Source organism: Rhodococcus sp. NPDC003383, assembly GCF_053589115.1.
This window is the reverse complement of record NZ_JBSFRG010000020.1, coordinates 99,677-111,995: the sequence shown is the minus strand read 5'-3', so window position 1 is coordinate 111,995 and position 12,319 is coordinate 99,677. Positions and strand designations below refer to the sequence as shown.

The window sequence follows — 12,319 nt, the reverse complement described above, 5'->3', positions numbered from 1 at the left end:
AACGGGGCCACCGAGTCGTTCCCGCCGCAGATCCCAGCCGCTCAGCAGAAAATTCTTGCGGATCTCGGCTTCGCGGGGTACTAAAAATGTCCTAAGTCGGGTGGAACCTGTCCGGCGAACCCGCCGGGAGCGAGTGGTACGAGCCGCGGCGGACGGTGCACCACGCGGCTGGTCCCGAGTGATCGGCTGTCAGTTCAGAAACTGCTCCGGATCGAGCAGCGGAACACAGTCGGAGTGATCGACAGCCTCCCACAGCGCTCGCACCTCGGCGTCGTCGGGATCGATGCTCTCCTCACAGGCGCAGAGATTTGCCTCGAGGAACGCGCGAACCACCCTGGAATCCACTCCGGAATCGGATCGACACGACATATCGGACGCGAAAACCATCAGGAAGAGGTTGCGGACCCGATCGAGGTCCTCGCGAAGCGCGGGTTGAAAGTACGGAACGGACAGGATCGTCCCACCGAGGTCTGCGTAGAACCGAAGCCTCGCAACCGGGTCACCGTACACCGTCGCGGGATGAAAACGCGGGTCTTCGACCTCACCAACGATGAGCAGCGGCACGAACCGGCTGGACCAGCGGGAAATGGACTCTTCGATGAGGCGACGCCCGATCCCGCCACCGCGGCGTCCCGGCTTGACCGCGAGATACGAATCGAGCAGCACGCGACAATCAGCGAACCATTCACCGACGATTCCGCCGATCACCTCACCCGAACCGTCGACGGCCAGCATCGTACAGGTACCGCCGGAAGGATCCGCTACGGAACCGAGGAATTCGTCTCGCGATATCAGTTCCGCCGACGGGAAGGACGGCGTGAGCACATCCTCGTAGAACCACTCGAGTTGTCCGCGATCGACGTGATGTTCTTCGAGCAAGCGAATGTCCACGTCGTGTCACCGCCACGCCCTGGTACCAACGAGGACGATTCCGACAAGGAGCGCGACCACACCGAACCCCAAGAACTCGCGGTTGCCCCAGTTCTCCCTGCCTTCGCTACCGGTGAAATATAGGGCATCCACATAAGCGCCCAATCCAGCCAACGCCAGAAAGACGAGAATCACCTCCACCATCAGTTGGTAGCGACGAGTGTGCTTCTCTTCCTCTGAGCGTTGAAATTCGGACATATTCGCGATTTGCTGATCCGCTCGCTGAATGTGCTGGTCGAGTTCTGCCATGAGCCGTGGCACCTCGGCGCATGCCATCAGATTATCGAGAAAGACACGGTGCGCGTCGGACCGCACCAGTTCGACCGAGCGAAGCGGCACACGCAGCGAACGGATCGTCCCGGCATGCATATTCAGTGTCAGCCGTGCCTGCTCGAGCTCGGTATTCTTCCGCCTCAGGCGCCACCGAGCCGCAGCGCGCAATCTCCATCTCTCGAATTCCCCCCGCGCAACGTCATGCTGTGCGTCGAGCCGAGTTCGCCACTGTCGCAGGAGCGCCGGCACAGCAGCCGCGAACTCCGACATTTCCCGATAGCCGAGATACGCCCAATTCGGGGAGGCCGGGAGAAACAACAGTGTGGTATTTGCGGTTCGGGCCGCAAAGTCACACTCGAAACGTGTCGATTCCAGCAAGTTGGGAAGGTCGTCCGGGGTCCTGTAGCAGAGCCATTCCTCGAGAGCGACCGGCACCCGATGCACCGGCTGGAAGAGCAGCGATCCAGCTGCCTCACGGATGTCGTCGATCGTGGCGCATCGTTCCCCACTGACCGTCTGCACCGATGCCGACCGGATCTCGACGACAACATGGTAGTCGGCATCGACGTTGATGCTCTCGCGTACATTCAGATGGGGGATGGTGGAGTCGGGCAAGTTCGGTTCTGCCCCATTCAGTCTCGATGCGAGAGCTTCGACTACCGATTTGACGTACTCGGCGATTCCCGACCACGATCGATAACCACCGCCTGTGACAGCCTCTTCTCCCATCCAGAGGGAGCCACGACGCAGCGCTTGATTCAGCTCGTGCAACGACATCGCTGCGAGTGGGGTCTCGACGCGTACATAATGGTTTCCGAACGAGGTCAGGCGAATCTCAACGCTCAGACCCGTCAGTTCGACAGTAGCTCCTTCGGCATTCGGATCCGGCGAAGTCGTCTTTACGGAAAGCGCCGGCAACGCTAACGATATGGCCGAATAGGTTTCGTCCTCCGGGCCCTCGTCCCACCAGATATCAGTAAGGTCCGAAACTGTGGCGCCTACTGGTACTTCACCGGCGAGGTCAACCGCCGTTCCGCTCCGGGAGGAATCGTCGCACCACACCTCCAGGGCACGCTGACCAGCCAGGGCACCATCACCCTGGGCTACCTGTCCCGCGTCGCTCAAGTCACCTTTCCAGGCGAGCGGCCGAACACCCTCGAGAGTGAACGGGTATACATATGTCAGCTTAGCTTCCCGCAGTTCGAGGACGGGAGCCGCTACGTCGCGCAGGCGGTCACAGACGGTGGCGAGAAGGTGACGATGGGCACGAAGCTCAGAGGCGTACACATCGCCTCGTAGCAGCGGCGAACGTTCCGAGCGCGCGAGAAGCTCGATCGTGCGCTCCAAGTCGTCCAGGGCGGCGAGGCCATCACGTCCGGCCGCGATCAGTGCATCGGCAACCGCCACAAGACACTCGAAATAGCAGACATGCACGTCCAGGATGTGCACGACGAGGGCACTGAACTGGGTAGGGCGCGCGAGCCGTCGCAACCGCGCCTGTTGAGCTCGTGTCTGTGACACAACCGCGCGGGCCTGTTCCGCGAAGTCGAACGGACACGAACACAGGACAGCCCCCTCCACCGCCATACACGCCGAAATAGTTGCGGTATGCCGGACGAGGACATCGACCGGCAAGCGCCATGGATCGTATCGCTTCGTGATCTTGCCCCACGCCCGCACTTCCGTCCGGATCAGCGCGCGAATCGATTCGTAGTCGGCGCTCGTTTCCCATAACTTCATGCAGCGCATGTAGATGTAGAACGCCTGCAGTTCCGCAGCATTCGGCCACTCCGAGGGCGGTTCCCACCGCGCCTCAAGCATGCGCTGCAGTTCATCGGCAGTTACCGCCACCATGCCATCGATAGGTTTCTGCACGAATGCGTCGATTGCATCGACCGAAATTCCCGCCCGCCCAGCTTCACCGCGAACATGTGAGAGTGAGCGCAGTGTGAATTCGTCCGCGACTGTGCTCCATACGGAATTCATCGGAGATAGCCTCCTCGATGGGATCATCGCCCACGCGACGAGAGCCCTCGACACATACTGCCGCGAATTATCAGACCCGAAGAAATGCTCTACTCGATCACCGTTCAGTGCCCATTCCCGCGTTTTCAAATCTCCATTCCATGCGGACCTCCGCGTGTTGCGGCAGATGATTTCACCCAGCCCACGAGAACGCGATCCGCGCAGCCAGTTCGGGCGCGCCCATTGCTGCACCTCCCCACGAGCCCCTACAGCAACAAAATTCGGCTCAATTGTCCTCCCTCAACGCACAGCAGTCACTGATAGTTAGGTCGACTAATTTATCCGTCTCGACGGCACTCGTTTCCGCGGCCTGCGACTTACAGGCCCGGCTGCATTCAGCGCAGCAGCGTCGCGCGCAGGGTGTCGGTCAGCCACGTCCGGTACTGCTCGACGTCCCAGCCGCACGTTCGGCGCAGCAGCGCGTGCACCTGGGGCGAGCTGAGCGTGAAGAGCACGTCCGCGGCGTGCTCGACGCTCACCCCGTCCCGGAGCAGGCCGCTCGCGCGCAGGCCCTCGGCGATGGTGCGGGCGTTCTCAGCGGTCGCGCGGGCGTCCTCGTCCGCGAAGCGCCGCATGTCCTCGTCGGCGCCCGAGGACTCGATCGACGTCATGAGCAGACCGCCGGCCCGTTCGAGTATGTCGGTGCCGAATCCGACCACGTGCTCGAGGATCAGGTCGGCGTCGGAACCCCCGTGCGCGACCTCCCGTCGCGCCGGGACGGCGGGGTCACCGGTCCCGGCGACCGCGTCGTCGAGTGCTTCACGGAACAGTTCCGACTTGCCGCCGGGGAACGCCGTGAACACCGTCCGGACCGCGACCCCGGCCTCGTCGGCGATCTGCTTGACCGTGGTGCACACGTAGCCGTCGCGGACGAAGAGCCGCGCCCCCGCGGCACGGACGGCGGCGCGGGTGCGACGAGCGGCTTCTTCCCGAAGCGGGGACTTGTACGTCCTCTTCCCGGTGTTCTCGGACATCGCGAGCAACCCTAGCCCATCGGATGCATCCCGAATGCATCCGAATCGGGGGCATCCGAATCGGGTGAAGCTGCGCGCATCTCGCGGACCGTGCATGCTGGACCCGTGCACACCTTCGAGGTCTGGGCCCCCGTCCCCGAGTCCGTCCGACTGCACCTCGACGGCACCGTCCATCCGATGCAGCGCGACGAGCACGGCTGGTGGCGCGCCGAGGTCGATGCCTCCCCCGGCGCCCGCTACGGCTTCGTCGTGGACGAGGACGCGACGGCGCTGCCGGATCCGCGTTCGCCCCGGCAGCCGGACGGGGTGCACGGCCTGTCGCAGCTGCACCGGCTCGATCCCGCGGTCTGGACGGACTCGTCGTGGACCGGTCGGCAGCTCCCGGGCAGCGTCGTCTACGAACTGCACATCGGCACGTTCACCGAGGCCGGCACGCTGGACGCGGCGATCGAGCATCTCGACGAACTCGTCGAGCTCGGGGTCGGCTTCGTCGAACTCATGCCGGTCAACGCGTTCAACGGCACCCACGGCTGGGGTTACGACGGGGTGCTCTGGTACGCGGTGCACGAGCCGTACGGCGGGCCGGACGCGCTGCAGCGCTTCGTCGACGCCGCACACGCGCGCGGACTCGGAGTCGTACTCGACGTGGTGTACAACCATCTGGGCCCGTCCGGAAACTATCTGGGCCGTTTCGGTCCCTATCTGACCGGCGGCGCGGGAACCTGGGGTGAGACGGTGAACCTCGACGGCCCCGGGTCCGCCGAGGTGCGCCGCTACATCATCGACAACGCCCTGCGCTGGTTCCGCGACTTCCACATCGACGCACTGCGGCTCGACGCGGTCCACGCGCTCGTGGACCACACCGCCACCCACGTACTCGAGGATCTGTCGACCGAAACCTTCAGGCTGTCCGTACATCTGGGTCGCCCGCTGACGTTGATCGCCGAGAGCGACCTCAACGATCCGCGCCTGATCACTCCGCGCTCGGCGGGTGGCTACGGCCTGCACGCGCAGTGGGACGACGACATCCACCACGCAGTGCACGCGGCGGTGTCCGGCGAAAGGCAAGGGTACTACGGAGATTTCGGCTCGCTCGACTGCCTCGCCCGCACCCTGCAGCACGGCTTCTTCCATGCCGGGACGTATTCGAGTTTCCGCGGTCGCATCCACGGGCGCCCGCTCGACGTGCGCCGCACGCCCGCCAGTTCACTGCTGGCCTACACGTGCACGCACGACCAGGTCGGCAACCGCGCACGCGGCGACCGGCCGGGCCGGTATCTCGATCACGGACAGCTCGCCGTCAAGGCCGCGCTCGTGCTGACCTCCCCCTACACGCCGATGCTGTTCATGGGCGAGGAGTGGGGTGCCGGCACCCCGTTCCGGTACTTCACCTCGCATCCGGAACCGGAACTCGCCGCCGCGGTCGTCGAGGGCCGCAGGCGCGAATTCGCCGAACACGGCTGGGACGTCGAGGACGTGCCCGACCCGCAGGACCCGGAGACGTTCCGGAGTTCGGTCCTGAATCGCGCCGAACGCACCGAGCCCGAGCACGCGCGCCTGCTGGCGTGCTACCGGGACCTGCTCGCGTTGCGGCGGGCCCGCGCCGAGCTGACGGATCCGTGGCTCGAGAACCTCCAGGTCGACTACGACGAGGAGGAACGCTGGATCGTCGTGCACCGCGGGACGATTCGCGTCGCCTGCAATCTCGGAGCCGATCCGGTCACCGTTCCGGTCGGCGGTGTTCCGCTGATGTGGTGGGACGAACCGGTGGTCAACCGGACCCGTTCGGCCGCCCTGATCCCGGGCCACTCGTTCGCGGTGTTCGAGGGCGAAATCGACCACCACGAACGGTGACATCTTCTCAGCGTCGCCGCAGCATCCTCCACGCGAACAGGGCGGTCACCGCGAGGATGACGGCGGTGGCGGCCGAGGCACCGTGCATTCCGGCGACGAAGGCCTCACGACCCTCCACGAGTAGCGCTCCGGCCGCGGACTCCGGCAGGTGTCGTGCCGTCTCCACGAGATTGCCGAGCGTGTCGAGCCCCTCGGTCGACACGAACAGTTCCGCGAGCCGGCCCTGATAGGTCGCGCTGACGACGCTGCCGAGCACCGCCACGCCCAGCGCCATCCCCAGTTCGTACGCGGTTTCGGACACGGCGGACGCCGCGCCCGCCCGGTCCGGTGGTGCTGCGGCCACCACGAGATCGGTGGTGAGCGTCAGCGCGACGCCGACACCCGCACCGACGACGGTGAAACCGGCGACGAACACCCCGGCACCGCCGTCGGCACCGAGCGCCAGCAGTGCCCCGGCACCGGCTGCGGCAGCCGCGAGCGAACCCGCCAGCACCCCACCGATCGGGAGGCGACGGGTCAGCGGTCCGGCGGCGAGCGAGCCGAGCGCACTGGCCGCGGTACCCGGGAGCATGAGCAGTCCGGCGGTCAGCGGGCTCACGTCCAGCACCAGCTGCAGATACTGCGAGCCGAAGAACAGCACCCCGGCGAGCGCGAACACCGACAACAGATTGGCGGCCACGGCGGTCGAGAAGGTGCGCTCGGCGAACAGCGACAGATCCAGCAACGGCGACGACGTAGTGCGTTGCCGGTGGACGAAGAACAGTGCCGCGAGAACGCCGACACTGCCGGCGACGAGGTATTCCGGCTGCAGGCCGTGCAGCGCGGACTCCTTGATCGCGTAGACGAGCGGCAGCACCGCGACCAGCGACGCGATCGCCCCGACGAGATCGAATCGGCCCGGTGCCGGGTCGCGGGACTCGGGGATCAACCGCGGCGCGGCCATCACGAGAATTGCCATGATCGGCAGGTTGACGAGAAACACCGAGCCCCACCAGAAGTGCTCGAGCAGCCATCCGCCGACGATCGGCCCGGCCGCGGCGCCTCCGGCGGCCATCGCGCTCCACACACCGATCGCCAGCGTGCGCTGGCGCGCGTCGGCGAACATGTGCCGGATCAGGCCGAGGGTCGCGGGCATCAGGGTGGCTCCGGCGATGCCCTGTAGCACGCGTGCCGCGATGAGCATCTCGGGGCCGACTGCCCAGGCGGCGAGCACGGAGGCGGCGGCGAAGCCGGTCGCGCCGACGAGCAGCAGGCGGCGGCGCCCGATGCGGTCGCCGAGCACGCCCATCGTCACGAGCAGGCCCGCGACGGCGAACGAGTACACGTCGATGATCCACAGCAGCTGCACCCCGGTGGGGGCGAGATCGGCGCTGATGAACGGCAGGGCGAGATCGAGCACGGTCGCGTCGATCGCAATGAGCAACACGGCGCACGCGAGCACGGCGAGGCCCAGCCAGGTGCGGGCGTCGGCCCTCACGGAGGCAGGGATGGTCGCGGTGCCGGGGTGTTCGCGCATGACTTCTTTCCGAGACTTCGAGAATTTACTTAACCGTCCAGCCGGTACAGTGATTTTCAGGGTAGCAACGAACCGTCCGGCCGGTACAGCGGATTGACTAGGCTCACACCATGGCCTCCGACACCCGCGACCGGATCCTCGACGCACTCGAACGCACACTGCTCGACGTCGGCGTCGCCCAGGTCACTCTCGAAGCGGTGGCCGCGGCCGCCGGTGTCTCGAAAGGTGGTCTGCTTTACCACTTCCCGACCAAGGAAGCGATGCTCGCCGCCATGGTGCGCCGACTCGGCGCCCGCAGCGACGAGCGACTCGCCGAGGCCGTCGCGGGAGGCACCCGGGTCGCCGAGTGGTACCTGTCCTATCCGGACGACCTGGGTGAGGCCGCGGAGATCTCGCTGTTCCGCTCGATGGTCGCCGCGATGCGCAGCGCCGACGGGCAGCACGACGAGGTGCAGCGCGCCGTCGTCGAGGTGATGCGGTCCTGGGATGACGGACTCCAGGCAGAATTCGACGACCCCGTCGACGCCGAAATCGTGCGACTCGTCGGCGACGGCATCTACCTCGGAGCGTTGCTCGGCCTGCCGCGCACCGACCCCGATCTCCACCACCGAGTGGTCGCTCGGCTGCTCCGCCGCGGCGATCCCGAGGACCCGGAGCGCACTCGCAGAGACCCTGAAACCGCAGGTAGCCAAGAGAATTGAAAGTTTCTCATCGAGGAGTACCGTCGATTACAGGCACACTGCCGAGGTGATCGTCATGAATCTCAAGAAAATTCTCGCGGGTACGTTCCTCACCACCACACTTCTCGTCGCACCGGCCAGCGTTGCCGCCGCGACCCCGGCGTTCGACCCTTCGCCCGGGGTGACCGCCGCGCAGCCCGTCAACGACAACCCGTACAACGACCGGCACGACAAGGACCGGGGCAAGGACTGGAACAACGATTGGAACCGGAAGGACCGGGGCCGGGATTGGGACCGCGGTTGGAACAACCGCTGGGACAACCCGTGGCGCGCGGACTGCTTCTGGTTCGGTCCCTGGCTGGTGTGCAGCCCGTGGTGACCCTGCACAGGGAGTGATCCTGCACAGCGAGCCTGCACACCGTCCCGGTCCCGGTGCCTGGCGCTAGGTCAGGTACCGGTAGGCCGGTGATCCCGGCTCGAGGCGTTGCACTTCGAGCCGGGACGCGTCCATGCGTGCCAGCAGCGGTGCCAGACCGTCGGCGGCGCCGAGTTCGATGCCGACCAGCGCCGCGCCCGTCTCACGGTTGTTGCGCTTGACGTACTCGAACAGCGTGATGTCGTCGTCCGGGCCGAGCACCTCGTCGAGGAACCGGCGCAAGGCGCCCGGCTCCTGCGGGAAGTCCACCAGGAAGTAGTGCTTGAGCCCCCGGTGCACCAGCGACCGCTCGATGATCTCGCCGTACCGGGAGACGTCGTTGTTGCCGCCCGAGATCAGGCACACGATCGTCGATCCCGGCTCCGCGGCGATGTGGTCGAGCGCCGCGACGGACAGCGCACCGGCCGGTTCCGCGATGACGCCCTCGTTCTGATACAGCTCGAGCATCGCGGTGCAGATCGCGCCCTCGTCGACCTGGGTCATCCCGAACGCCGCAGTGCCGAGCGTGTCCTGACGGATCGTCGCGACCAACGGCAGACTCGAGTGCGACACCACCTCGGCGCCGAGCTGCGACACCACCTCGTAGGGCACGTTTCCGATCCGCTGGACCGCGGCGCCGTCGACGAACGGCTCGACCTCCGGCAGCGTCACCGGGCCGCCCGCGACGAGCGCGGCGGTCATGGACGCGGCACCGGCCGGTTCGACGCCGACGATCGAGGTGGTCGGCGACTTCTCGTGCAGGTAGGCCGCGATACCGGCCAACAGCCCCCCGCCACCTACGGGCACGACGACCAGGTCCGGTGCCGCCGGCAACTGCGCGAGGATCTCGCGGGCGATCGTGCCCTGCCCGGCTGCGGTGCGCGCATCGTCGAACGGGGCGACCATCGTCGCACCGGTGCGCTCGACATCGCCGCGGGCCGCTGCGGCCGCGGCATCGAACGTGTCGCCGATCGGGATGAGCTCGACGAACTCGCCACCGTGGACGCGGATCCGGTCGCACTTCTGCTTGGGGGTACGCGCGGGCACATAGATGCGCCCCTTGATTCCCATCGACCGGCACGCGTACGCCACGCCCTGCGCGTGGTTACCGGCACTGGCCGTCACGACGCCGGCAGCCCGTTCTGCGTCGCTGAGCTGGGCCATCACGTTGTAGGCGCCGCGCAGCTTGAACGACCGCACCCGGGTGAGATCCTCACGCTTGAGGTACACGTTCGCGCCGGTCAGCGCGGACAGGCGCGGGCAATGTTCGAGGGGAGTGGGTGCCACCGCCGGGGAAATTCGCTCCGCCGCCGCGTCGATGTCGGCCACGTTCACAACGGGCGTCCGAGTCGGTTCAGCGGTGTGCGGGTAGGTGGTCACCCGTCAATGCTGCCACCCGCCTCGCCGATCATCCAAAGCAGGTCACGTGACCGCGGTGATCTGCGCCGACAATCGCTTGCGGATTCGCAGCGCACACGGTCTACTGACGACATGCCTGGGCCGGTATGGATCGGGCGAGTCCGATCGGCGATGGTCTTCGTGGCGAGTGCGGGCGTCGTCGCGGCCTGCACGTTGCTCCCGGGCGGCGAGGCATCGCCGACGTCGACGCCCGAGAGCGGTCCGGCAGGATCGTCGTCCGACGAGGCAGTTGGAACCGACGAGATCTCCCCTCTCGTCATCGGCGTGGTGGCACCCGACCCGGTCCCCGTGCCGGGCTCGGACGAACTCTTCCACGTGGCCTACGAGTTGACGGTGCTGAACTTCGCCCCGCGGCCCGCCGTCATCACGTCGGTCGAGACGCTCACCACCGACGGCGAGGTCGTGGCCTCGCTGACGGAGGACGAGGTCGCCGCCCGGACGATGATCCTCGCCGACTACGGCGGTGCGGAACCCGTCGCGGACGGCGACCCGGCGATCCGGATCCCGTCGGGTAAGACCGCCCTGCTGGTGCTCGACGACACCTATCCCAGCCGGGATGCCGTTCCCGCGACCGTCACGCATCGGATCACCGCCTCGTTCGGCTCCCCGGAATCGGGCGACGGCGGCATCGCGGTTCTCTGGCCCGACGAGGTGACGCAGACGGGCGGAACGGTGACGATCTCGACCGACGAGCCGGTCGTCGTCGGCGCACCGCTCCGCGGGCAGGGATGGATCGTCGAGAACGGATGCTGCACCCTCAACGCGCATCGCAACGTCCTCCTGCCGGTGGGCGGCCGGATCAACGGGGCCGAGCGGTTCGCGATCGACGTGAGCCGGATCGACGTCGCGGCGACCCGTGAGCACGGCTACGAACCGGGCGTCGAGGTCGACGGGGATCCGGCACAGAACGAGAACTACCTCGCCTACGGCGCCCCGGTGCTCGCGGTCGCCGACGCCACCGTCGTGGCCGTCCACGCATCCGTTCCCGACACGCCGCCCGGCAAGCTGCCCCTCGGTCCGGGCTTCACGCTCGCCGACCTCGGCGGGAACATGGTCGCCCTCGAACTGGCCCCAGACCTGTTCGCCGTCTACTACCACCTGGCTCCCGGTTCTCCCAGGGTGGAGGTCGGAGACCGTGTGTCCGCAGGGGACGAGATCGCCCGGCTCGGCAATTCGGGCAACTCGTCGGCGGCCCACCTGCACTTCCAGTTGAGCCGCACGCCGCTCATCTTCTCGTCCGACAACGTCCCGTTCGTGCTCGACGAGTTCAGCGTCGTGGGCACGCTCGACGCCGCGAGCGGCGAACTGCTCGACGAGCCGAACCCCGGGCCGCGTCGTGACGCCCTGCCGCTCGTGCTGACCGTCGTCGACTTCGGCTGATCGCGCGGGTGGTGTGGCGACCGGCGGTCCCCTATCTCGGTTCGAGCACGAACAAGGGTATCTGCCGGTCCGTCTTCTTCTGGTACTCGGCGTAGTCGGGGAACGCCTCGACCGCGCGTTCCCACCACACGGCCTTCTCGTCGCCGTGGACCTCGCGTGCGGTCATGTCCTTCACCTCGGCACCGTCCCGCAGCTCCACGTGCGGATTCGCGACGACGTTGTAGTACCAGGTCGGGTTCTTCGGTGCACCGCCCAGCGAGGCGACGACTGCGTAGATGCCTTCGTGTTCGACGCGCATCAGCGGCGTCTTGCGCAGCTTGCCGCTCTTGGCGCCCCGGGTGGTGAGGATGACCACCGGCCGGCCCTGCATGGTGTTCCCCTCGGCACCGTCCGAGGATTCGTACTTCTCGACCTGGTCCGCGGCCCATTTTGCCGGGCTGGGTTCGTATTCTCCGATGAGAGGCATACCGACAGTCGACACGTATCTGTGATCCGACACACCCGGTCTGTGATCCGACACACCCGGGGCAAAAAGTTCGTTGACCCGAATTCTCGACTGCGACTACCCTGATGACAGACTTTCCAGCACCGTAGGAGCCTCGTGATGACCACTCTCGACAGTCCGGCCCATCGGGCCCGGCGCGTGGCCGGAGTCGACCTCGCCGGCACCGAGTGGCCGCTGTACAAGCTCGAAGCCCTGGTCGTCGGCTTCCTGGTGCTGCTCACGCTGTTCGTCATCACCGGGTCCGGACAGACCGCCGTGCTCTCGGCGGCGGCCGCAGCCACCGTGACCTGGTGGGGTCGCCTGGCGTACTACCGCCGCAGCTAGAGTTCGTCTTCCAGGGTTTCGTCT

Annotated in this window: 11 protein-coding genes; 5 read left to right on the top strand and 6 right to left on the bottom strand. The window is 66.7% G+C overall.

Annotated features, from left to right (window positions below; translation table 11 throughout):
- Window positions 1–189: 189 nt before the first annotated feature.
- The 3 genes from ACWDTS_RS18265 to ACWDTS_RS18255 all read right to left on the bottom strand — a co-directional run bounded on the left by ACWDTS_RS18265 (window position 190) and on the right by ACWDTS_RS18255 (window position 4,202).
- A complete protein-coding gene (locus ACWDTS_RS18265) occupies window positions 190–891 on the bottom strand; it encodes a GNAT family N-acetyltransferase (protein WP_450118760.1) in 702 nt (233 codons plus the stop codon).
- A gap of 6 nt (window positions 892–897) precedes the next feature.
- Complete coding sequence (locus tag ACWDTS_RS18260) at window positions 898–3,189, bottom strand: hypothetical protein (RefSeq protein WP_450118759.1); 2,292 nt, start codon at window positions 3,187–3,189, stop codon at window positions 898–900.
- A gap of 374 nt (window positions 3,190–3,563) precedes the next feature.
- Complete coding sequence (locus tag ACWDTS_RS18255; RefSeq protein ID WP_450118758.1) at window positions 3,564–4,202, bottom strand: TetR/AcrR family transcriptional regulator; 639 nt, start codon at window positions 4,200–4,202, stop codon at window positions 3,564–3,566.
- A 105-nt stretch (window positions 4,203–4,307) separates the two neighbouring features.
- Between ACWDTS_RS18255 and treZ the strand changes: the two genes are divergently transcribed.
- Window positions 4,308–6,056, top strand: a complete 1,749-nt coding sequence (gene treZ, locus ACWDTS_RS18250; protein ID WP_450111412.1) for a malto-oligosyltrehalose trehalohydrolase — start codon at window positions 4,308–4,310, stop codon at window positions 6,054–6,056.
- Window positions 6,057–6,063: 7 nt separating this feature from the next.
- Here treZ and ACWDTS_RS18245 read toward each other — a convergent pair whose 3' ends face one another.
- Window positions 6,064–7,572: an MFS transporter gene (locus ACWDTS_RS18245; RefSeq protein WP_450111413.1), complete on the bottom strand. Its 1,509-nt coding sequence runs from the start codon at window positions 7,570–7,572 to the stop codon at window positions 6,064–6,066.
- Between the two features lie 110 nt (window positions 7,573–7,682).
- Here ACWDTS_RS18245 and ACWDTS_RS18240 point away from each other — a divergent pair, with 110 nt between their 5' ends.
- Both ACWDTS_RS18240 and ACWDTS_RS18235 read left to right on the top strand, forming a co-directional pair.
- Window positions 7,683–8,273 (top strand): TetR/AcrR family transcriptional regulator, encoded by a 591-nt coding sequence (locus ACWDTS_RS18240; RefSeq protein ID WP_450118757.1) that lies wholly within the window; start codon window positions 7,683–7,685, stop codon window positions 8,271–8,273.
- 55 nt (window positions 8,274–8,328) lie between these two features.
- Entirely contained in the window at window positions 8,329–8,631 is a 303-nt protein-coding gene (locus ACWDTS_RS18235) for a hypothetical protein (RefSeq protein WP_450111415.1), read from the top strand.
- A gap of 63 nt (window positions 8,632–8,694) precedes the next feature.
- On the opposite strand, the gene ilvA is transcribed toward ACWDTS_RS18235, so the two are convergent.
- Window positions 8,695–10,047 (bottom strand): threonine ammonia-lyase IlvA, encoded by a 1,353-nt coding sequence (ilvA, locus tag ACWDTS_RS18230; protein ID WP_197254205.1) that lies wholly within the window; start codon window positions 10,045–10,047, stop codon window positions 8,695–8,697.
- A gap of 111 nt (window positions 10,048–10,158) precedes the next feature.
- Here ilvA and ACWDTS_RS18225 point away from each other — a divergent pair, with 111 nt between their 5' ends.
- Complete coding sequence (locus tag ACWDTS_RS18225) at window positions 10,159–11,466, top strand: M23 family metallopeptidase (RefSeq protein WP_450118756.1); 1,308 nt, start codon at window positions 10,159–10,161, stop codon at window positions 11,464–11,466.
- A gap of 31 nt (window positions 11,467–11,497) precedes the next feature.
- On the opposite strand, the gene ACWDTS_RS18220 is transcribed toward ACWDTS_RS18225, so the two are convergent.
- Window positions 11,498–11,932, bottom strand: coding sequence for a nitroreductase family deazaflavin-dependent oxidoreductase (locus tag ACWDTS_RS18220; RefSeq protein WP_450118755.1), 435 nt, complete (start codon window positions 11,930–11,932; stop codon window positions 11,498–11,500).
- A gap of 138 nt (window positions 11,933–12,070) precedes the next feature.
- On the opposite strand from ACWDTS_RS18220, the gene ACWDTS_RS18215 reads away from it, so the two are divergent.
- Entirely contained in the window at window positions 12,071–12,295 is a 225-nt protein-coding gene (locus ACWDTS_RS18215; RefSeq protein WP_450111418.1) for a hypothetical protein, read from the top strand.
- The last annotated feature ends 24 nt before the right edge of the window (window positions 12,296–12,319 follow it).